The following is a 22,921-nucleotide window of genomic DNA, read 5'->3' on the forward strand; positions in this document are numbered from 1 at the left end:
GAAACCAATGTCGCGCTACCTGACCATAATATTCTCACTGCTGCTTGTGGCCTATCTGGTCATAGCCCTGACCGTAACCGCCACCGAGGCCGATACGGAGCCTTGCCGCGGCATGGAGATCACGATAGCCGGAGCCGACGGCAACCAGCGTTTCGTCACCCCGGCCGAGCTCTCGCGCGAGCTCGACTCGCTGCCTGACAAAGCCGCAGGACTGGCACTGTGCAACATCAACACCCAGCAGATACGCCGCCGGCTGCTTGAGATGGACAAGATAGAGGATGCCGAGGTGGTGCGCTACACCGATGGCTCGATCCGCATCAAGGCCACTCCGATCATACCGGTGGCCAGAGTGTTTGACGACGGAGAGTCGTACTACATCAACCGTGCGGGCAAGCGGGTGAAAGCCGACGCGCGCTTCCACAAGGATGTGCCCGTGATCGAGGGGCATTTCAACCCGTCAGACACGGTGTTCACACCCGAATCGCTGCTTCCGCTTCTGAACTACATTTCCGGTGACTCTGTCTGGAACTCCTATATCTCGATGATCAAGGTGAAATCACCCACTGACATCATACTCGTCCCGGTGATCTGCGAACATGTGATCAACTTCGGGACACCCTCACATTTCGACGACAAATTCTCACGACTGAAGAAATTCTATTCAAAAGTGCTCCCGCTGCAGGGCTGGGAAAAATATGACACGATCTCGCTCAAATGGAACGGCCAGTTAGTGGCCACCAAGCGCCGCAAGGCTCCGCAGAAGGTGGAGACAGTGCAGTATGACGACGACGAGAGCGTGGACACCGGCACGATGCTTGCGGGCGATGACGTGGCCCCCGGCCAGACCATTCCCGGCATGAAGGCCCACTCCGAAAAGCCTATTCCGGCCGCAAGGAAGAGTGCTCCGGCCGCCGCGGCGCCAAAGACCGCAGCTGACAACCAACAGACACAGAACAAAATCAACTGAAAACCCAATACATCTCCATGGAAGAAAAATATATAGTGGCTCTCGAAATAGGGAGCTCGAAAATAAAAGGTGCGATAGGCATCGTAGACCCTCAGGGCACATTGAGTGTGAAAGCTGTAGAAGAGGAGAAACTCTATGACGGGGTGCGCTACGGCTGCATACGCAATGTGGTAGAGACGGCAGGCGCGATCCGCAACGTGATCGGACGTCTGGAGATGCGCGAGCCGGGGCGCAACGTGACCGGAGTCTATGTCTCGGTGGGCGGACGCTCGCTGATGGCCCAGGGCATCGAGATTGAACGCCGATTGCCGCAGGAAATGGAGATAACCAACGAGCTGATTGCCGACATGACCGGCGACGCGCTCAACTATCAGCTGCACGAACGCACGATAGTCGACGTTACTCCCAAGGAGTTCAGGGTTGACAATTCGCCGACAAACCGCGCGGTGGGCATGTTCGGCTCCCACGTGTCGGCCCGGCTGAATCTGATCAGCTGCCGCACTCAGCTTGTCAGAAACCTCAACCATGTGCTTGACGAGCGTCTGCATCTGCCGGTGCATGACATGTTCGTGCGCCAGATAGCCGAAGCCGATTTCGTGCTCTATCCCGAAGAGAAGCGCCAGGGATGTATGCTGGTTGACTGCGGGGCGGAGACCACCACGGTGTCGATCTACAAGAACGGTGTGCTGCTCTACATGAGCACCATCCCGATGGGTTCGCGCAACATCACACGCGACATTACCGCCATGAACTATCTCGAAGAGCGCGCCGAGGAGCTGAAGATCGACGGCGGAAACGCTCTGAGCTCTACGGAGCCGACTCCGATGCCGTCAAACGGACTGATTGACTACGGCCAGATCAACAACTATGTGGCCGCGCGCGCCGGAGAGATCATTGCCAATATCAACGAACAGATCAAATATGCGGGTCTGACCCCCGACAGGCTCCCTGCGGGCATCATACTGACCGGCCGCGGATCGAAGCTCAACGGTTTTGACCGCCGTCTGGAAAACCTCACCACCCTGAAGGTGCGCTATGGCGGTCCGGTGAACCGTGTGCGCATCCTTGACGGACGCATCAATGCCTCAGACCATGTGGACGTGATCTCGATTCTTGCCGCGGCTGCCAAAGACCGCGAGGTCAAGGAGTGTCTGAGCCGTCCGGAACCGGTTGTGATAGCTCCGGAGCCTATTTATAACTCAATTGACGAGGTGCGTCAGCAGCCGTCACCGCAGAAACCCGCTTATCAGCAGAACGCTTATCAGCAAAGCGGATATCAGCAAAACAGTTATCAGCAGCCTCAGCAGTCTCAGCAGCCTCAACCCCAGCCAGCGGCGCCACAAAGACCGGAATATCAGAACCCCAGGCCGGCTGAACCCGAAAAGCCGGAACCCGCTCCGGCTCCGGAGAAGAAGAGAGGTTTCTCGCTGTGGGGCACGGTGCGCGAACGGCTTGTCAATCTCATGACCGAGCCTGTGGAGGACGATGATATCGACAACGATAACTAAACACATTCTTTATATAACACACTTACAGAGCAATTCACTCCCCTCATTTCTCTCCCCTGAAGCTGTAACAAAAATCTTACTCAAAAAATGGAAGATCAGATCAACAACTATAATCAGGACATCTCTGACACTTCGGCTTTCAAGAGCAACAATGAAGGCTCGGATCTCGCCTGCAACATCATGGCCATCGGTGTGGGCGGCGGCGGCAACAATGCCGTGAATCATATGTATGTCCAGGGCATAAAGAATGTGTCCTTCGTCAATATCAACACTGACCATCAGACGCTGTGTCACTCGCGTGTGCCCCACACTCTGGAGATCGGCGACGGTCTGGGTGCGGGCAACAAGCCTGAGAAGGCCCGCGATTTCGCTGAGGAAAGCGCCGAGGAGATTGCGGATCTGTTTGACGACCAGACCAAGATGGTGTTCATCACTGCCGGTATGGGCGGCGGCACCGGCACCGGTGCGGCTCCCGTGGTGGCCCGTATTGCCAAGGAGCGCGGACTGCTGACCATCGGTATCGTGACCATTCCCTTCCTCTTCGAGGGGCAGAAGAAGATCCGCAAGGCTATAGCCGGTGCCGACGAGATGGCGAAGCATGTGGATGCGCTGCTTGTGATCAACAATGAGCGTCTGGGCGAGATCTACGGTGATCTCGATTTCCTGAATGCGTTCGGCAAGGCTGACGATACGCTGTCAATAGCCGCGCGTTCTATCTCGGAGCTGATCACCTGCAACGGTCTGATCAACCTTGACTTCAATGACGTTGATTCTACTCTGCGCGACGGTGGCGCGGCTATCATCTCGACCGGCTATGGCGAGGGTGAGAACCGTGTGACCAACGCTATCCATAACGCTCTGAATTCTCCGCTTCTGAAGAACCGCGATATCCTGGGCTCGAAGAAGCTGCTTTTCAATCTGTATTTCAACCCGAACGCCGAGGAGAAGTTCCTGATGAGCGAGACCCGCGAGATCACGGATTTCATCGGTGCGATCAACACGGATGTGGATGTGATCTGGGGCGTCGGTTTCGACGAGTCGCTGGGCAATGGCGTGAAGATGACTATCCTTGCGGCGGGCTTCGATGTGACTCTGCGCGAGGAGGAGGAGGAAATCATGGCCGGAGGCGCGGCAAGCGGTTTCGGTTTCTCGATGGGTACTCCGGGTTCGCGCAGCTCTTCTCCGGCGGCTTCAAACAGTGCAAGTGCACCGGCTGTTCCTGCGCCGGCTGCTCCTGTGGCTCCTGCCAAGCCTAAGGAACCGGAGGTTTCTGACGAGCGTCTGGCCGAGGAGTATGGCCTGACCAAGATCAAGGATCTGACGGAGGGGAAGGACCGCTCGTCGACTATCGTGCTGGGGCTGAATCAGCTTGATGACGATGCTGTCTGCGATATTCTGGAGAAGTATCCTACCTATAAGCGTGACCGCAAGATTGTGGAGGATGTGCGCAGCGGTGCTCTCGACGGTGCGTCGGGTCTCCAGGCTTCAGGTCAGGCTTCGGGTTCGGCGGGTCAGACTATCAGTTTCGGTTAATCGGCGTTCACGCGCAATATATAAGCCCCGGCGGCAGTCTTTTTACAGACTGCGGCCGGGGCGTTTTTTTGTCATTGTGCCATTCGGGACCGTAAATCGGTGTCCTGTCGGACACCATGCGTGGGTGGGACTGATAACCCGTGACACCTGCGCGCGTTGCGCTACGGTGTCACGGGCTATGAGTAAATCGATGTCCTGTCGGACATCACCCTCCCGGAATCCCGCAGGGCGTGATGGTAAATCGGTGTCCGTGAGGGTGCGATCCGGCAGGTGTGCGGGGCGGCGGGTGTCCTCACGGACACGGATTTACGGTTCCGAAGGGAATATGCCTTGGTGTGGTGGGTAAAATAGTTGTCTGAACCTATCCTGGGGGCTGATGCTGCCTATGATGTTCGGCAGGGAGTCGATTTGTGGTACCGGACGGAGTCGAGGAGGGCGGGGGTGGGGGATTCGAAGTTGGTGATGGGGAGGTTGATGCGTTTGAGCTGTTCGAGCGGTTGGACTGGTGCGGTGACTCCCGTGGGATAGGGTAGGCGTGAGTATTCCCGGAAGTATTGCAGACAGGCATCTTTCCACCACCGGGCGTCGGCGGCCTGGGTGCGCAGGCGTTCGGCTACGTCGGCGTGGAGTTCGGGCCTGATGTAGGGGCGTACTTCCTCCCAGCGGCGACGGTAGTCTTCGGCTGTCGAGACTCCTCGCTCGTAGCGGTAGCAGAGTTCATCCCAGAGCGTATGGCCGGATTTCAGGCGATGGGTCCAGGGCACGTGGTGGAACCAGAGCAGAAATTCTTCAGGGCAGGTGGCAATGTCGTTGAGCTGAGAGCGCAGGGGTTCGGGATATTGCTCTACGGCGTTGCTGCCTGAAGTGGTGCGGTTGAAGCCAAGCCCTTGGCGGTCGGCGCAGTGGTAGTATTTAGGGAGCCAGTCGGGGCGGGCGCCGGGTATGTCACACCAGGGTTCGGGCCCGTAGTGGTGGCCGAAGGCGAAGATGTGGTGCAGTCCGAGGGGCATCATGTAGTCAACCACCGCTTCTCGGCTTGTCAGGAACATGTCGAGCAGGCCGGAGTAGATGCTGTCAGGGATATTGCTGCCTGGTATCAGCAGATTTGCGTCGATCCACTCGCGCGCTATCCGGGCGGGGCTTAGCCGGGGGTCCCAGGCCAGACGTCCGAAGGCATGCCAGTTGGCTCCGGCAAGCGGATTGCCGGTCATGTTGTCGGAGTCGCCGATGTTGGCCACTCCGGCGATGGCTGTGAGCGAGGAGGGTTTTACATATTCGAAAAATTCAGTCCACATCGGGGCCAGGAAGGCCAGATGGTTGGCGTGGCCGAGATATTCCTGGGTCACCTGGAATTCGACCATCCGGTCGGTCTGCGGCATGGCGCCGAACAGCGGGGAGTAGGGTTCGCGTGGCTGGAAGTCGATGGGGCCGTTTTTGATCTGTATGATGACGTTTGGATCAAATTTTCCGTCGAGCGGCTGGAATTCCATGTATGCCTGCTTGGCGCGGTCGGCGTCGATTGGCGAATAGACAAATGCGCGCCACATCACTATGCCGCCGTGGGGTTTCAGTGCGCGGGCGAGCATGTTGGCTCCGTCGGCGTGGCTTCGGCCGAAGTCCATCGGGCCTGGCCGGCCTTCTGAGTTGGCTTTTACAAGAAATCCGCCGAAGTCGGGAATGAGCGAGTAGATTTCATCGGCTTTGTTTTTCCACCAGTCGGTCACTTCGGCTGCGAGCGGATCAGCCGTGGGCAGAGAGTCGAGCACCATAGGGGAGGCGAAGTTGACCGACAGGTAGACCTTAATTCCGTAGGGGCGGAACACGTCGGCCAAGCGCGCTACTTTCACGAGATAGTCATGGGAGAGGATCTGCGGCGAGGCGTTGACGTTGTTGAGCACGGTGCCGTTGATGCCTATGCGGGCGTTTTTGCGGGCATAGTCCAGATAGCGCGGCGATACGGAGTCGGGCAGAGCGTCCCAGTCCCAGAGGGAGTGGCCTGCATAGCCGCGCTCCACGGTGCCGTCAAGGTTGTCCCAGTGGTTGAGCAGGCGCAATGGGAATGCCGGGGCTTCTTCACGTGGAATCTGCATGGAGTCGCGCAGCAGAGAGTAGACACCGTAGAGGGCACCGGCATCATCCGCACTGCTGATGACGAACTTATGGCCTTCGCGTTCGATGCCGAAGGCCTCGGCTTTCATTCCAGGGGTGTGGCGGAACTCTACGGAGCTTCCTTTCCACAGGCGGTCAAGCTCCTGACGGGCGGTTGACGGTTCATGGCGCGAGCATGAGACCAGTGAAAGCAGCGCGGCTGCTATGACGATGAGTCTGTTCATTTCAGGGGGCTGGGTTGATAGGTTTGATTCTGTTTGGTCAGTCGCCGGGGCGTGACGTAGCTAAGAAACTGTTTATGAATTCATAAACAGTTTCTTAGAGGGTGTTTCATAACAATAGTTAAAATCTGAGCGAAAGATTTGAGATGGATATGGCTCTGAATTGAAGGAGCATAGCGAGCTATGTGACTGAAATGAAGAGCCATAGCCGCTCAAAGCTTTCGGAGGCGATTGTATTGTCTTTTTGTAAATAGTATATTCCATTTGTGAAAATTTTTAAGTTTCCTGAGCCTTGGTGTCTCTTTTGCTAAATTGTTGAAGCTCGTCAGTCGCATAGCTCGCTATGCTTCTTCCTCCCTTGCAACAATTTATCTAAAAGATACACCACTCAGATTTTAACTCTTGTTATGAAACACCCTCTTAGTGGCTTTCTTATTCCTCCCAGGGATCTCCTCCGCCGTCAATTGGGAGGATGCGGCCGTCGGCATCGTGGGTGAGTTCGCAGACCTTAAGGCTGCGGAGCCATGATTTGCCGCCGGAGGGCACACTGTCGTGGTGGAAGAGATACCATTTGCCACCGTATTCGATGATGCTGTGGTGAGTGGTCCAGCCTACTACCGGTGTGAGGATCACGCCCTGGTAGGTGAAGGGTCCGTAGGGGTTGTCGCCTATGGCGTAGCAGAGCAGATGGCTGTCACCGGTGGAGTATGAAAGATAGTATCTGCCATTGTGTCTGTGGACCCACGAGGCTTCGAAGAAGCGGTGTGGATCATTGGCCTTGAGGGGATTTCCTTCGGCATCGACCACCAGGATGGGGCGTGGTTCCTCGGCAAACTGGAGCATGTCTTTGGACAGGCGCACGCAGCGCGAGGGGAGTGCCGGTTCGTCGCCTTCTGGCAGGCAGGCCGATTCGAGGGCTTTGTTGTCGCGGTAGCGCTGAAGCTGTCCGCCCCAGATGCCACCGAAGTAGAGATAGTATTCGCCTTTGTCTTCAAGCACGCAGATGTCAATCGAGTATGAGCCGCGTATGGGGTCGGGCTGCGGGATGAATGGGCCTTCCGGGCGGTCGGCTATGGCTACACCGATGCGGAAAATGTCATTTTGGTCTTTCAGCGGGAAGTAGAGATAGTATTTGCCGTCTTTTTCGGCGCAGTCGCAGTCCCAGAGCTGGCGTCCGGCCCAGGGAATGTCGGCAATGTCGAGAGCTTTTCCGTGGTCTGTGACCTTGCCGGTCATCGGGTCGCCGTCGATCGAGAGCACGTGCATGTCTTTCATCACGTACTGGTCGCCGTTGTCATTTTCCACGTTTTCGCATTCCCAGTCATGGGAGGGGTAGATGTAGATGCGGCCATTGAACACGTGGACACTCGGATCGGCCATGAAGTCATCGGGGAAGAGGTAGCGTTTATCGGGATTGAGCAGTTTCATGATTGTATTGCTTTTAGAGACTTGTGTTAGAGATTGACTTTGTCTGTGATGTTGTTATTCTTTATCTGCGGGGGCGAGGCGTTTGGCAAGGAAGGGTTTGAGCTGATAGTCGCGGTCGAAGAGCAGGGGGTATTCCACACGGCCTTTCATGGGGAAATCGTTTTTCCAGGACATGCCGTCGAAAGTGCCCCATGCGGTCACGCGCGAGATCACGTCGGCGTGTCGGAGCAGTATGTCGGTCACCGAGTCCATGCGGGCATTCCATTTTTCGGAAATCTCGGCCGGCAGACCGTCGGGGTAGGGGTTGAGCTGGGTGTTGTAGACGATGCTGTCAGAGATGTTGGCGCTGCGGCTGACGGTTGGGAGCGCGCTCATGTCCCATTCGGTGATCATCACTTTGCAGCCGGTCGAGGCATAGGCTTCGATCGATTTCTCGAATTCAGCGAAATCAGGATAGTCCATGCCCATGTGGCCCTGCATACCGATGGCATCTACGCGCAGGCCTTTTGACTTCATGTCGTTGACGAGCCTGACGTAGGCGTCGCGTTTGGCCGGGACGTTCATGGCATAGTCGTTGATGTATAGTTCGGCGTCGGGATCGGCTTCATGGGCATATTGGAATGCGAGGGGGATGAACTCCTCGCCTAGAATCTCGTAGAATGGCGAGCTGCGGTAGCTTCCGTCCTCTACAATGGCCTCGTTGACCACGTCCCAGCCCTTGATGCGGCCTTTGTAGCGGGTCATTATGGTGGTGATGTGGTCGCGCATACGTTCTTTGAGCACATCGGCGCTTACCGGCGCGCCTGTCGAGTCAACTGCAAACCAGGGGGCAAGCTGAGAGTGCCAGATGAGGGTGTGGCCTATGACGGCCATGTTGTTGCGGGTGCCGTAGTCCACGAAGGCGTCGGCATCGTCCCAGAAGTAGACCCCTTCCTGGGGATGTATCTCTTCGCTTTTCATGCAGTTTTCAGCTACGATCGAGTTGAAGTGGCGGCGCACTATCGAGTCGGCTTTCGGATCGAGTCCTTTGACATGGTCCACGTTCAGGGCGGCTCCGATGAGGAAGTCATCAGCGAAATAGTCTTTCAGTGCGGGCTCCTGCTTTGGAGCGCTGCATCCTATGGCCATCAGTGCGGCCACGGGGAGGCACAGGGCTAATTTTTTCATAGTCAGTGGGGGGATGTTGCAGGGGTTATTTGTGTCTTGATTCGATTTCACGGTTGATGCGGTCAATCACATCGTCATCAAGCTCATAGCGTGAGATGATGAACATGGCGAGGGCGAGCAGTATGGCGGGGATAACGGCCACGAGCCACAGTATGCCCTGCTGGGCGAAGGGGGTCTGAGTCAGGGCTTCTTTCTGAAAGCCTACGAAGGCGAGGACCAGTCCGGGCACAACGCCGCCGAGGGCCATGCCGGCCTTGTAGAAGATTCCGGTCAGGGCGTTGACTATGCCGGAGATGCGGCGTCCGTGGGTGTATTCGCCGAAGGAGATGACCTCAGGCACGAGCGCCCACATGTAGCCGGTGGCTACGATCACGCCTGTCGATTTGATGAACTGGGCTATGTAGACGAGGACCATGTGTTCCTTGAGAGCGTCGATCATGGAGATGGCGTAGAGCATGGCCATGCCGATTATGGCCACGAGGAGGAAGATGTAGAACATGCCCTTTTTGCCGACCTTTTTCTTGATGGCCGGGATCATGGGCATGAATATGAATGCGGGGATAGATCCGAGGCCCATGAAGACAGAGAGTTCGGCGGCGGAACCTCCGAGGTTGTACTGGATATAGTATGCCCCGGCGGCGTTTCCGACTGCCATCATTGCGAAGGCAGTCACGAAGAAGAAGGCGAGGATGCGAAGTGGACGGTTGTGGACAAACTCCATCCAGAGGTCAGAGACGCTGACGTTTTCGGTCTCGCTGGAGTCCATCACCACTCTCTCGCGGCACTGGGAGAAGCAGAAGAGGAGCAGTGCGAGGCCCACGCAGCCGTAGAGGGTCATGGTCAGGAACCAGGCGCCGTCGTCCATTGACATGTCGGTGCTTTCGGTCGGGTCGAAGATACGCAGCACGAAGGGTATGCCCATGCCTACGGCGAGACCGCCCACATTGGCCATGAACATTCTGACCGATGTCAGTTTGGTGATTTCAGCCGTGTCGCGGGTCAGAGAGGCGTTGAGCGCGCCGTAGGGCACGTTGACCAGAGTGTAGCACATCGAAAGTCCCACGTAGGTAATGTAGGCATAGAGCAGCGAGCCTGAGAAGCCGTTCCAGAAACAGAGTATTGCGAAACCGGTCAGCGGAATGCCTCCGAGCACCAGATAGGCGCGGTATTTACCGAGACGGGGGTTGTGTTTGTCGACAAAAGTGCCCACCAGGGGGTCCCAGATGACATCGACGATGCGAACAATCAGAAACATCACCGCTGCGACGGCCGGATCGAGGCCGTAGACATTGGTGTAGAAGAACAGCAGATACATGCTGATGGTCTGATAGATCAGATTCTGGGCGAGGTCGCCCGATCCGAAGCCGATGCACTGGAGCATCGAGAGCTTGTAGAAACCTTTGGATTCCTGTGATTTGGTCATATTGATGCTTGCTTCCATGAATTGGATTTTAAAAAGGTCTGTTATTGTTTTCTGAGAGGATTTTTTCGGCCACGCGATTGCCGAGGGTCTTTTTGTCGAGCGGATGGATGTCGTTCCACTCGCCCAGGTCGGAATTTCTGATGAGGCTGACGCCGGGAGTCTCGTCGGCCACCTGGGCCTGCCGCTCGCGCATAGTCTGCCAGGCGGCGCGGCCTCCACGGTCAGACTCGTGGAGGAAGTCGGCCAGCTCAACGATGTAGAATGGCATTCCGGCATTGCCTGAGGCCTTGCGCCAGTCGGCTATCATGGTTTCGAGCAGGGCCGGATACTGATTGCTGCGGCTCACGTTTGACTCTCCCTGATACCAGACAGTTCCGCAGACAGGATAGCTGATCACGGGCGCGATCATGGCGTTGTAGAGCACGCAGGGGATGTAGCAGTAGAACATCATGGCCGGTCCGGCGGGCATGGGTGCGCCCTTGCGGTAGCGCCAGAGGCCTTCGAGCGAGATTTCATCGGGATATGTGCGGCCGTAGACGGCATAGGGGCGGTCACCGAAGATGATTTTATAGGGTTTTTCAGGCACGAAATGCGGCGCGCCGTTCTGCGAGATTAGGCGCACGGTTATAGTGTTGGCGCCCTCTTTCAGCAGGCCTTCGGGAATCGGGTAGATGCGCGGAGGATACTGATAGGTGGTGAAGCCGACAAGCCGGCCGTTGACCCAGACAGAATCGGCGTCGACAATGCAGCCCAGGCGCAGAGTGGCTGCTTTTCCGGCATGTGAGGCGTCGATATCGACGGTTTTGCGGAACCAGTGTGAGCCGTTGGCCGGCGTCATGCCGTCAGAGGTCCATGAGGTGGAGAAGAGATCGGTTTCCTGCCAGTCGCTGTCGTCAAGGGCGGGGGAGTAATACTTTGCAGCGCCGGCAAGTCCGGGGTCGGCGGCATCAATCACCGAATTCCAGGCCTGATAGTTGCGCCACTCCTGCTCTTTCAGGGCAGTGCGGTAGGCTTCGGAGCTGTGGACGGCTTTCTGGTTCAGATAGTAGGGATAGTCGCTCATGGCCGTTTCGGAGATCCATGACTCGACCGGGGTGCCTCCCCATGAGGCGTTGATGATTCCTACCGGGAGCCCGGTGCGGCTGTTGAGGGCCTTGGCGGTGAAGTAGGCGAGGGCCGAGAAGCCCATCACGTCATCGTCTATCGATTTCCATGACGTGGGGCTCAGGTCGGAGCGTTCGCCGTCGAAATCAAATTCCTTGGGCACGAGAAACTGGCGGATGGCGGGATTGCGGTATTCCATCACCTCGTCGGCAAACATGTCGGTGACGCGGCTGACGGGCAGTTCCATGTTGGACTGTCCGGAGCAGAGGAGCACATCGCCCACGGCCACATTGCTGACCGTCTTGTCGGCTACGGTCAGAGTGTAGGTCTTGCCGGTCTTTAGCGCGGGGAGTTCAGCGCGCCAGCGGCCGAGGCTGTCGGCTGTGACTGTAGCGCTTTTGCCTTTGACCACCCTGACGGTCACGCTTTCGCCCGGGTCGGCGGTGCCCCAGAGGGTCAGCGGGCGGTCACGCTGCACCACCATGCCGTCAGAAATTATCTGAGGCAGTTTCACCTCGGCCCTTATGTCCTGGCAGAATGAACCGGCTCCGAGCAGAGCCGTCAGTATCAGTAATTTATTCATATTCATAGAGTTTTACGCGGAGTATTCTGAAATCGTCGACCCCGATGCGCACGTGGCGCCCCTGGTGGGTCTCGTCGCCGTTGAAGGTGCGTATGCGCTTTTGCGATCCGTCATCGGCGATGCTGATTTCCTTGACTGATGCCAGACCGATGCGCTTGCCCTTCCAGCGGCTCTCTTTTTCGGCACCGCGGTCTGAGCCGGAGGCGAGGAAGCCGTCTTCGCCGAGTTTTTTCTCAGGCGCTGTGCCGCTGTCCTCCGGTTCGAAGGTGAGCACAAGGCCTGAGCCGGCCACGATATACTCCATCGGAGCCGTGCGGACTATCAGACCGCCTGCGGCCGGCCAGGGCGATCCGTCGGTAGCCCTTAGGTCCCAGGGGAGGGTGAAGTAGTGGCGCGCGGTGATTCTGAGGCCGTCGCGGCGGAGTATGCGTTCGGTCGAGTCGGCATCGAAGTAGAAGCCGTTCATGGTCCCCATGCCGAGGTGAGCGGTGACCAGAGGTGTCAGGCTGCGCAGAGCCGCTGTGCCGGCGGCCTGATAGGCGGTCTCTGACAGGGATGTGCGGCCGTTGTAGGCAAAGGGGCAGAGCCCTATGGCTTTGTGCTCGCCTACGGCATAGAAGGCCTGAGCCGCATTGGGCTGAGCACATTTGATTTCAGGAATGAAGAGCGGATTGTCAACCAGAGCATAGGCTCTCACCCAGTCAGTGAAGCCTGAGTCATAGAGATCAGGCGCGAGAATGTCGACAGTCGGAGCTGCGACATGCCAGATGTCTTTTAGGTGGGCGAGAGGTCCGGCTGAGGGATATTCGCCTGGTTTGCGGCCACGCGAGTTCATGGCGGCGTTGACGTAGAGCGGCATTGTAGGGAATATTCGGCGGGCTATCTGCGCGAGTCCTTCCACATAGCGGCCATAGTTCCAGGCCATGAAGATCTCGTCGGTATATATGTCGTCGCCAAACACTTCGGTCCAGCTTCCCTTTTGCTTCATGCCCGCGGCCTGCCACTTCTCAAGGAGCTGCGGGTGAAGTGATTTCTTTTGGTTCAGGAGGTTCAGACTGGCTGTGAGAACTCCGGGAACTCCTTTGGCATATTCCTTTTGGGCAAGCGGAGAGTGGTCACGCGCGTCTTCGAGCATTCCGATCTCGTTTTCGATCTGGAGAATGATCACGGAGCCTGCGGTGTCTGTCTCGGCGATGTGGCTGAGCAGGCGGGTGAATGCGGCGGCATCTGCTTCAGCCACTTTTGCGGAGAATGCCGAGGCGATTTCGAGCGGTTTTCCCGAACGTGTGCGGGCCCTCGGATAGGTCTTGCTGTCTTTTTTGAACCAGTCAGGCGCATAGCAGCTCATGGAGTTTTTCCATGCTCCGAACCAGAGGATGCCGACTTTGAGGCGGCTGTCGGTGGCCTGACGGATGATTTCGTCGACGCTTGAGAAGTCAAACGTTCCTTTTTGCGGTTCGATCAGTTCCCAGACCACGGGCATCAGCACGGTGTTGTAGCCGTGGCGAAGAGCCACGTTCATGCAGCAGGCCACGTCGTCGGGCGAGGAGGCCATAGAGTTACCGGCCTCGCCACCTATAATAATAAAGGGTTTGCCGTCCACAATGAGCCTCTTGGCGCAGCCCTGCTTTTCAAGCCGGGATTCAGTGCGGGCCATTGCGGCAGCCGAGGCTATCAGCAGCATGAGCAGCAGTAAGAAGGAGGTCTTTTGTTTCATGGGATAATGATCTGGCAAGAATGGATTGATGGTCTGACCGGGGGCAGTGCAAATTTAGCAAACAGTCTTAAGAATAGGCTTAGAGATTTGTTGCCAATGCTTGTCAATATGTAACATCATTAGAGAAAAACTCCCGCAGCCGGGTCAATAGCCTGGCCGTCGGCTGCGGGAGTAGGGGGTTATCGCATTCTGTCAAGAATATGTGCGATCAGGGATTATTCTTCGGTCTCCTCCTTCTGGTAGAGGTCTTTCCAGGCATCGCCTGAGAACTCGGCGCCGATGTCGAAGCCGGCGAGAGCGTCGCAGACACCCTTGTAGGCTACCTTGCGGGCATAGTCCTTGTCAAAGATGTTAGGAGCGTCGCCCTTGAGCCAGTATTCGTGCTCTTTCTTGTTGTCAGAGAGAGACCAGAGAGTGATTGACGATTGCTGTTCCTTGGGGATGTTGGTCAGATAGGAAGTGAGGATCATCTTGTAGGCCTCTGACTGCTGGATCAGCTGTTCGGCCGATGGAGTGATATCCTTGCCTTCTTCCACGCCGAATGCGATGTCAAGCTCGGTGATTCGGATTAGCTTGCCGGTTGCAGCGAGTGTCTGGAACATGGCGTCGACCTGCTCTTTGGTGATGCCGATGTTTACGTGCATCTGGGTGCCGATGCCGTCGACATGCGCGCCGTTGTTGTCAATGTAATTGACGAAGTCGATGAGGGCGGCGAGTTTGCCGGGGCTGGTCTCAAGATTGTAGTCGTTGACGAAGAGTTTCACATCGGGGTTGGGAGCATGTTTGCGGGCGAATTCGAAAGCCTTTACAGCATAGTCCTTGCCGAGGTAGTAGCCCCAGTACCAGTGCTGGTTTCCTGCATCGCTGGCCCAGTTCAGGTTCAGTCCGCCTTCCTCGGTTTCTACGGGTGCCGAGTCGGGAGTGCCGTCATTGGCGCTGCTGCCGAAGATGTTGTCGATGCCGCGCCATTTGTTGTAGCCGTCGGCGATAGGTTCGTTGATCACGTCCCATGCGTCCACGCGGTCACCCATGTGGGTCATCACGTCCTTGATCCAGGTCTCCATAGCATCGAGGAGTATTGCTTTCTTCTCTTCGGCCGATTTGGGGATGAAAGTGATGCCTGAGGCACGGCTCACACCTGAACGTGATGCGGTCTTGGCGGCGCTTTGTTCGGTGACATCAGTGACAACGATGTTGTCGATATAATATGTCATGTCAGGGATGTAGCCGAACTCAAGGTTGAAGTTCCACATGGATTCACCTTCGGTAAAGTCGAAACTGTAGTCCTGCATTACGAACTTTATCTGCGTCCATTCAGCGGATGTCTCGAATGCTTCGGCCCAGCTTGACTGATTGCCGGTCCAGTTGATCCAGGGCCATTCGTTGGTCATGCCTTTGAATGTCAGGCGGCCTTTGCCTGTACCTTCCGACTTGACGAAGAATGATATCTCGACCTTCGAGCCTGGCATTGTAGGCATGTCGGGGCTGAGCACCTGAAGGTCGTAGGCTTCCTTTGAATCAGCACTTGAGATGAGCTTCATTACTTTATTGTTGCCCGAAGGTGTGCCGTCCATATCTATGACACTCACTCCTGCGCCTTCATTCTGGGCTGTCCAGCCTTCCATTCCTTTTGAGAAGTCGCCGTTCGGACAGAGTCCGGCCGGAGCTTCTGTCTTTTCGCCGAATTCGAAGTCGTCGATGTAGAGCACGGCGTTCTTGTAGTTGCCGAACTGTATGCCGATGCGGTTGACATCTTTTGACTGTTCATATACGAAAGAGCCTTCGCAGAGTGTCCAGTCGTTGCCGACAGTGAAGACATCGCAGTAAACACCGTCATAAGAGCTTGAATTCTGGCCTAAGAACTGAACCTGAATGTTGTCAGGCGATTTTGCCCAGAAGCGGTAGGCGTAGGTCTTGCCTTCTTCAAGGTTGAAATCCCACCAGAGCTGGCAGTCGTAGTTGGCAGAGGTCTGGTCGTCGCATTCGAGTTTTGCCGCATAGTTTGAATCATGGCCTGGAGAAACCACGGTCATGGTGTAGTGGCCTCCGTCGCCGGTCCAGCCGGTTCGTGTGCCGTTTTCGAAGTCAGAGTTTGTGATGATGTTGGCAATGCCGCTGTCGCCTGAAGGGGGTAGCACCATCTGGGGGGCGATGAGCGATTTGAGATAGGCCTGCTGCTGCTGGGTGTGCCAGAGCAGGTTGTGGCCGTAGAACTTCATGCCCTGCGGAAGCGAGGCGAGTACCTTGTCAACGGTTGTGAAGTCAAGGGTGCCGTTTGATTTCATCAGCACGCCCATCTTCATTGCATTTCCAAGGGTGATGCCGGTGAAGTTCTCGTCGACCACGGCTTTGTAGTCGGGATCGCTGAGATACATGTCCGCCCCAATGCCGATGGCAAGGTTCAGGTGGGGATGATACTGGGCTACATAGTCTTTGATCGGTTTATAGAGCATGATCTGCTCCTGGAGCTGGAGAGGTATCTCCGAGATTTCCACGGTCGGATCGCCCGGCTTCCATTCCATGATCTGCTCTTCACAGCCGGAGGCAAGGAGTGTAAGGGCTAAAGCGGCCGCGGAATATGCTATTTTATTGCGTTTCATAATGTTGGTCTCTTGGATTTAAGAATTATTCTTCAGTCTCTTCATCTTCAGGATAGTCGGAGATGGTGACAAACTTGTAGGGGACAATGCGCCAGTTGTCGATGTAGATTTCCTGAGTAGAGAGCGCCGAGGGGAATTTGGCCACTGCTTCTTTGCCCTTGTCGTTGGTGTAGGTCACTTCGATATCCGAGTTGACGAAGCCCATGCCGAACTGCTGGTTCGAGGCGTCGTTGCGCAGGGTGATCACGTCCTGGAATGTCGGGGCTACAGCTTCCTTGTCTTCAAGAATGGCCTTGTAGTTGTTGAATTCCGACAGAGGCACTGTGACGGTGGTCCAGCCTTCGGTGAAGAAGGGTATGCTTGCCGGATTGCCTTCATTGTCTGTGACGAGCCAGGGGATGTAGAAGAATGTGTTGGAGTTGCGTTCGTCTCCGTTGTAGCCGCTGAAAGAGATGTTGTTGACCAGCGTGATCACAATCTGGCCTGTGAGTGACCAGGGGTTGGGTATGTAGACCTCGAACTGGAGGGCTACTTCGGTCAGCGGTGTTGTGGCCGGAATGAAGGGGGTCATGCGGGTCCAGTCTTCGGTTTCGTGCTTGTTGCCGGTTGTCCAGACTTCGGTGGCGCGGGGCTTGGCCGAGGAGATGCCTCCTTCGTTGAGCAGACGCTGGGGTATGAGCTGGCAGACTTTGCCGTAGCCGGTTCCTAAGGGATCGTCAACGAGGTCGGTGTCATAGATCATTGAGACTCCGGGCTTGATGTTGTCGTTTTCGTCTTTGTTTGACGAGCCCCAGAATCCGTGCACGCCGTTGCCGTCGAAGTCGAGGATCATACAGTTGCGGTTGTTGAAGAAGTCGGGCGACTGGGCTTTGCCATTGGCGCCGTCAGAGGTGATGCAGCCTGCCTGGCTGACACCTGAGGGCATCACGAATGAATACCATTCGCCGTCGGGGTCGTTTTCGATATTGTCAGTCACTTCAATGCCGCCGGGGAGGGTGATCAGATAGGTTTCGTGGAGCGAAGAACCGTAGACAGTCACTTTCTGACCTGCGCCGGGCAGAGTGTTGCTGACCGATGTGATGGACGGGAAGGCGGCGCGAATCTCGAATTCGTAGATGGTTTCGGTGCGGTCCTTGACCAGACGGATGGTGTTGCGCACATTCTCGTCGGCATTGGTGATCGGGGTCTTGGTGTTGAGAGTCACAAGCATTGAGTTGTCAGAGACATAGGCGCGGTTGAAGTAGGTCTCATAGCCGTTGATGTAGACTTTCTTCATGCCCATGAACCCGTGGCCTTCGAGGCGGATCATCTGGCCGAGACGCGCGAAGGTGACTTCGCGGTCAGGCACGGATGATTCCACGTCTTCAAGGAAGACTTTCTCGATCACGATCTTGCGGCCCTGATATTTGTCATCGAAATATTCATCGTCTTTGTCGCAGGAGGCGAATCCTACAGACAAGAGGACTATGGCGGTGAGCCAGATATATTTTAAACTTTTCATGGAGTCGTAATTATTTAAAGAGGTCGTTAACGTTGATTTCACGCGGACCGAATTCGTAGACCACAGGATCTTTGCCTAAAAGCGGGTTGCGGCCGCGGTCAACGTCTGAAATCGGAAGTGTGAGGTGGGCCACAGTGGCTGTCGATACGTCGTCGGCATCAGCAGTCTTGGCATACTGGCAGTCTTCGCTCTCATCCCATTCGTAGGAGGCGTTGCGATCCTGATGGTTGAGATAGTTGACCACTTCTGACTGCTGATAGTAGGAACGGCGCAGAAGGTCGTACCAGAAGAGGCCTTCGAATGCAAATTCGATTCGGCGTTCGTAGATCAGGTCAGAGTAGGTGACGGTGCCCAGACGTGGCATTCCGGCGCGTTCGCGGACGCGGTTGAAATATTCGGTGTCGGAGGTCGAGGCGCTGTTGCCCATAGCGGCTTCGGTGTAGTTCAGATAGACCTCGGCCAGACGCATCATGTAGGTGTTGACGCCTGATGACTGCTGGTAGCTCTGGCCGTTGTCGTCAAGTTTGCCGATAACGTGTTTCTTGACGTTGCATTTCTTTTCGTAGTCGGCTTCGGTCACGTTGTAGATATATCCGTCGTTCTTGGTGTTGAGGTCGGGATATACTTCGCCTACGGTGCAGATGGTGTAGTGACGGCGGATGCGGTCCTGCGGGTCGTAGGTGCGGACAAGGTCATACGAGGCAAATGTCGCGTTACCCCAGTTTGTCTCGCCGACCATTGTCGACCAGCTGAAATAAGACGAGATCGGGTTGTTGGCACCCCAGCCGATGGCGTCAGTCGATCCTGAGAGCCACTGGAGCTGGAAGATTGATTCGTCATTGTTGTTCCAGGTCTTGACCGCGAAGAGGTCGCCGTAGTTGTCAAGAAGGCGGTAGGGGCCTTCGATACATTTGAGGGCGGCTTTCTTGGCGAGGTCGAGATAGTAGGTGTTGCGGGTGCCGCGGTCGAAGTCGGTGGCGATGTTCGAGCCGTCATACTCGCCGTCGGTGGTCAGACCGGCCATCGAGAGATAGAAGCGTGAGAGCATGCCGTAGGCGCTGTAGCAGGTGACACGTCCGGGATTGGCCTGGCTTTCCGAGAGGTTGGCGGCGGCGAATTCCATGTCGCGGATGGCGAATTCAATGACGTCGGTCATGCGGTGGGCCGGGGTGACGGTGTTGCCCGAAGCTTCGATTGTGTTGGTGTAGATTATGCCTTTGTTCCAGAGTGAGCCGATGTACCAGTAGGCGAGGCCGCGCATGAAGCGTGCTTCGGCTATGCCCTGGGTCTTGGCGGCGTCGGAAACTGCGCTGCTGCTGTATTTCTGGATGCGGTTGATGACGTTGTTCGACTGGGCTACTACGGAGTAGAGGGCGTTCCAGGAGTCTTCAAGGCCTGGCGAGAGGGCTGTTTCCGTGAAGTTGGTGTAGGGGAAGATGTAGTCAGACCATCTTGCGGTCAGGTTGTTGGAACGGCCGTCGCCCATGCTGTAATAGGCCTTATCGTTGAAGTTGTTCCAGACATAGTTGTAGAGGGGCGATGTGGTGGCCAGGACGGAAGCGTCGCTGTCGAGGAAGCTTTCGTCGTTGCCCTGTGTGGTGTTCTGTGTTGTCAGGAAGTCATCGCATGATGCGAGTGAGAGGCTTCCTGCCACGAGGACAGCTGAGATCAATATGTTTTTTTTCATTGCAGATTTCGGTTAGAATGATACGTTTAGACCAAACGTGTAGATGCGCGGAGAGGGGTAGCGGCCGTAGTCTACGCCGGTCATGAGGGCGTCGCCGTACATGGCTCCCACTTCGGGGTCAAGACCTTTGTATTTGGTCCAGGTGTAGACGTTCTGGGCGCTGAAATATACACGAACGTTGTCGAGGTAGAGCTTGTTGACAAGCTGGCGGGGCAGTGTGTAGCCGAACGAGATGTTCTGCAGACGGATGTAGGATGCGTCTTCGATGAGCAGGTCGCTGATGCGTGTGAAGTTGGCGTTGGCATCGGTGCGCTGAAGGGCTGGAAGTGTTGTCGATCCGGGATTGACCACCTGAAGGTTGCGGTAGTCATTGTCAGGCAGCGAGGGGTCGATGACGGCTACTCTTGCGAAGTTGAGCGACGAGCGCAGTATGTTGGAGTTCTGGCGCGGGTCTTCGATGCGCATGCGGGTGAGGTTGAGTGCCTTGTTGCCGTAGGCGCCTGAGAACATGACGTTCAGGTCGAAGCCTTTGTAGTTGAAAGTGTTGCCGAAGCCCCAGGTGAATTTGGGTTCGGGGTTGCCGATGAATGTGCAGTCTTCGGCGTTGATCTTGCCGTCGCCGTTGCGGTCCTCGAAGATGTAGTCTCCGATCCAGGTTGAGCTCTGGGCTATGGTGTTGCCTTCGGGGATGGCTACCTGCTGCAGGTTGCCTGCGGCGTCGTGGTAGTAGAAGTCTTCGGGCTTGTCGAAGCGGCCTATCACTTTGTAGCCCCAGAACTGGCCGATGGGCTGGCCTACTACTGTTTTGGTGACGATGTAGTTGGTAGAGCTTGGCTGATAGGTTTTCTCGATCGAGGAGTTGGCGGTGTCAAGTGACTTGACTTTGTTGCGGTTGAGCGAGAAGACCACGTTTGAGGTCCAGGTGAAGTCGCGGTTGGTGATGTTGGTTGTGTTGAGGGTGAGTTCTATACCCTTGTTTTCGATAGAGCCGACGTTGCCCCAGGGGTTGCTGGCTGCGCCGTGGCCGGCAGATCCGAGGAAGCCGGGGAGCGGGAGCTGGAGCAGGAGGTTGTCGGTCTTTTTGTAGTAGAGATCGGCCACGAGTTCGATGCGGTTCTGGAGTACTCCGAAGTCTACACCGAGGTTGTAGGAGCTGGTTGATTCCCAGGTGAGTTTTGGATTGGCGGTGTTGCCGGTGAGCACGCCTACGCCCCACGGGGTGGTTTTGTTGGCGAGGAGGGCCATGTAGGCGTAGTCAGTCACGTTCTGGTTACCGGTCTTACCCCAGCCGAGACGGAGTTTGGCGTTGTAGAGCCACTGCACGTCGCGGAGGAAGCTTTCCTGAGATGCGCGCCAGGCGAGGGCCACGGCGGGGAACCATCCCCATTTTTCACCGTCGGCAAACTTCGACGAGCCGTCGCGGCGTATGGTGGCTGTCAGGAGGTAGCGGTCGTCAAACGAGTAGAATGCGCGTCCGAAGAATGAGGCGAGGGTGTTGATGTTTCTCGAACCGGTTGTGGTCGAGGCGCTGATGTCGCCTGCCGAGAGGTCAGGAGTGGTGTTGTTGAGGAATCCTGTGGCTGTGCCCACCTGTGTTTCCCAATAGCTTTTCGAGACTTCCTGGCCTACCATGAGGTTGATGCTGTGTTTGCCTGCGAAGGTATTGTTGTAGTTGAGAATGTTGCGCCATGACCAGTATTTGGTGTCGGTCTTGGTCCAGCGTGAGGTGCGGATGTCCTGGGTTTTGATGCCGAAGGTGTAGTCCGGCATGTAGTAGTAGTATTTGTTGAGGTTGTAGTCGCCTGAGATTTCGGTCTTGAGGGTCAGGCCCTTGTAGAGGGTTGCTTCGAGATAGCCGTTGAAGCGGAAGTTGGTTTTCTTGTTTTTGTTTGTTATTATGGAGGCGAGGCCGACGGGGTTGTCAGGCATCCAGACGTCGTCCGGTCCGTCGAAAGAGCCGTCGGGCGAGGTGACTGCGACTGTTGGCTGCTGGATGAGGGCGCTGATGATGGTGTTGTTGTCAGTGCCTACAACCTGTTTGGAGTCTGTGAACGAGAAGTTCACTCCGCCTCTGAGCCAGCTCTTGATCTGGGTGTCGAGGTTGGAGCGGAGTGAGAAGCGCTGGAAGCTTGAGCCGTGGGCTATACCTTCCTGGTCGAGATAGCCGCCTGAGAAAGCATAGGTGGTTCTGTCGTTGCCGCCTGACACTGAGATGCTGTGGTTCATCATGAAAGCCTTGCGGAAAAGTTCGTCCTGCCAGTCAGTGCCCTTGCCCAACAGGTCGGGACGGATGAAGGCTGCGCTCTGGTCAACGGAGCTGATGTATTCCGCACGGTAGTTGTGGTGCTCGGCATACTCGCGGAGGTTGAGCAGGTCATATTTCTTGGGCATTTCCTGCCAGCCGAGATACATGTCGTAGGTGACGGTGGCTTCTCCGGCCTTGCCTCGCTTGGTGGTGATCATGATCACACCGTTTGACGCGCGCGAACCATATATAGCGGTTGCCGATGCGTCTTTGAGGATGTCCATTGACACGATGTCAGAGGGGTTGATCGAGCTGAGAGGGTTGGAGGTCTCGTCGTCAGTTGTGGAGTCGATCACCACGCCGTCAATCACGAAGATCGGCTGGTTGGTGGCGTTGAGCGAGTTGATACCGCGGATGCGGATTGAGGTCGAGGCGCCGGGTGTTCCGGAGTTGGCCTGGATCTGCACACCGGCCGCACGGCCCTGGAGCACCTGGTCGACGCTGGTGGCGATTGATTTCTTTACGGCGTCTTCGCCTACGGAGGTGACTGAGCCGGTGAGGTCGGAGCGTTTCATCTGTCCGTAGCCTACAACCACTACTTCGTCAAGAACTTCGGAGTCTTCCTTAAGGACGATTGTCAGGTTTGTGCGTCCGTCAACTGCTACTGTCTGGGTGGTGTAGCCCACGTAGGAAACAACTAGTGTCGCGTTTTTGGGAAGACTCAACTTGAAATGGCCGTCAACATCGGTTGCTATGCCGTTGCCGGAGCCCTTCTGTTGCACTGTCGCGCCGATGAGCGGATCGCCCGCTTCATCCTGCACGGTTCCCGTCACTGTGATGTTCTGGGAGAAGGCCCATAGCGGAGTCATGCAGACGAGCCATAGTACTATGGACCTGAGATAGGTTACTGTGCACTTCATGAAATGAAAATGGTTTTGATGGATTAAAGGTAAGAATATTGGTTTGCTTTGGTTGGTCAGTAGTGAATCAACTACCTGTAAAGATATGGAATTAATCTATTTTGCAAATAAATTTTAGCAAAAATAACCGAAAATTTTAGTCAAAAAGTCGGTGTGAAGGCAAAAAATATAATAAATAGGATAAAAAACGCAAATTTTGAAATCAAAT

13 protein-coding genes are annotated in these 22,921 nt (G+C 56.0%); 3 read left to right on the forward strand and 10 right to left on the reverse strand.

Annotated features, from left to right (window positions below):
* The first annotated feature begins 7 nt into the window (after nucleotides 1-7).
* From FDZ78_RS07545 to FDZ78_RS07555, 3 genes are all read left to right on the forward strand, one after another.
* The gene (locus FDZ78_RS07545; RefSeq protein WP_136408337.1) at nucleotides 8-967 is read left to right on the forward strand and encodes a cell division protein FtsQ/DivIB; all 960 of its coding nucleotides are present in this window, start codon (nucleotides 8-10) and stop codon (nucleotides 965-967) included.
* 17 nt (nucleotides 968-984) lie between these two features.
* Nucleotides 985-2,475, forward strand: a complete 1,491-nt coding sequence (locus FDZ78_RS07550) for a cell division FtsA domain-containing protein (RefSeq protein WP_107031113.1) — start codon at nucleotides 985-987, stop codon at nucleotides 2,473-2,475.
* A gap of 180 nt (nucleotides 2,476-2,655) precedes the next feature.
* Complete coding sequence (locus tag FDZ78_RS07555; RefSeq protein ID WP_240740386.1) at nucleotides 2,656-4,008, forward strand: cell division FtsZ family protein; 1,353 nt, start codon at nucleotides 2,656-2,658, stop codon at nucleotides 4,006-4,008.
* A gap of 383 nt (nucleotides 4,009-4,391) precedes the next feature.
* Here the strand turns inward: FDZ78_RS07555 and FDZ78_RS07560 are convergent, their stop codons facing one another.
* From FDZ78_RS07560 to FDZ78_RS07605, 10 genes are all read right to left on the reverse strand, one after another.
* Nucleotides 4,392-6,341: an alpha-glucuronidase gene (locus FDZ78_RS07560; protein ID WP_136408338.1), complete on the reverse strand. Its 1,950-nt coding sequence runs from the start codon at nucleotides 6,339-6,341 to the stop codon at nucleotides 4,392-4,394.
* Nucleotides 6,342-6,770: 429 nt separating this feature from the next.
* Complete coding sequence (locus FDZ78_RS07565) at nucleotides 6,771-7,766, reverse strand: glycoside hydrolase family 43 protein (protein WP_136408339.1); 996 nt, start codon at nucleotides 7,764-7,766, stop codon at nucleotides 6,771-6,773.
* Nucleotides 7,767-7,820: 54 nt separating this feature from the next.
* Nucleotides 7,821-8,933, reverse strand: coding sequence for an endo-1,4-beta-xylanase (locus FDZ78_RS07570; protein ID WP_107031117.1), 1,113 nt, complete (start codon nucleotides 8,931-8,933; stop codon nucleotides 7,821-7,823).
* A gap of 25 nt (nucleotides 8,934-8,958) precedes the next feature.
* Nucleotides 8,959-10,374: an MFS transporter gene (locus tag FDZ78_RS07575; protein ID WP_107031118.1), complete on the reverse strand. Its 1,416-nt coding sequence runs from the start codon at nucleotides 10,372-10,374 to the stop codon at nucleotides 8,959-8,961.
* A 10-nt stretch (nucleotides 10,375-10,384) separates the two neighbouring features.
* Nucleotides 10,385-12,043, reverse strand: coding sequence for a sialate O-acetylesterase (locus FDZ78_RS07580; RefSeq protein WP_240740362.1), 1,659 nt, complete (start codon nucleotides 12,041-12,043; stop codon nucleotides 10,385-10,387).
* The gene (locus tag FDZ78_RS07585) at nucleotides 12,036-13,760 is read right to left on the reverse strand and encodes a DUF5597 domain-containing protein (RefSeq protein WP_136408341.1); all 1,725 of its coding nucleotides are present in this window, start codon (nucleotides 13,758-13,760) and stop codon (nucleotides 12,036-12,038) included. The genes FDZ78_RS07580 and FDZ78_RS07585 overlap by 8 nt, the downstream gene beginning before the upstream one ends.
* A 215-nt stretch (nucleotides 13,761-13,975) precedes the next feature.
* Nucleotides 13,976-16,360, reverse strand: coding sequence for an endo-1,4-beta-xylanase (locus FDZ78_RS07590; protein ID WP_124075662.1), 2,385 nt, complete (start codon nucleotides 16,358-16,360; stop codon nucleotides 13,976-13,978).
* Between the two features lie 25 nt (nucleotides 16,361-16,385).
* On the reverse strand, nucleotides 16,386-17,861 hold the full coding sequence (locus FDZ78_RS07595; RefSeq protein ID WP_136408342.1) for a glycan-binding surface protein: 1,476 nt from the start codon (nucleotides 17,859-17,861) through the stop codon (nucleotides 16,386-16,388).
* 10 nt (nucleotides 17,862-17,871) lie between these two features.
* Nucleotides 17,872-19,548, reverse strand: a complete 1,677-nt coding sequence (locus FDZ78_RS07600) for a RagB/SusD family nutrient uptake outer membrane protein (protein WP_136408343.1) — start codon at nucleotides 19,546-19,548, stop codon at nucleotides 17,872-17,874.
* A 12-nt stretch (nucleotides 19,549-19,560) separates the two neighbouring features.
* The gene (locus tag FDZ78_RS07605; protein ID WP_107031124.1) at nucleotides 19,561-22,713 is read right to left on the reverse strand and encodes a TonB-dependent receptor; all 3,153 of its coding nucleotides are present in this window, start codon (nucleotides 22,711-22,713) and stop codon (nucleotides 19,561-19,563) included.
* Nucleotides 22,714-22,921: the final 208 nt, after the last annotated feature.

Origin of the sequence: Duncaniella sp. B8 (genome assembly GCF_005304985.1) — a bacterium.
In the GTDB taxonomy this organism is placed as follows: domain Bacteria; phylum Bacteroidota; class Bacteroidia; order Bacteroidales; family Muribaculaceae; genus Duncaniella; species Duncaniella muris.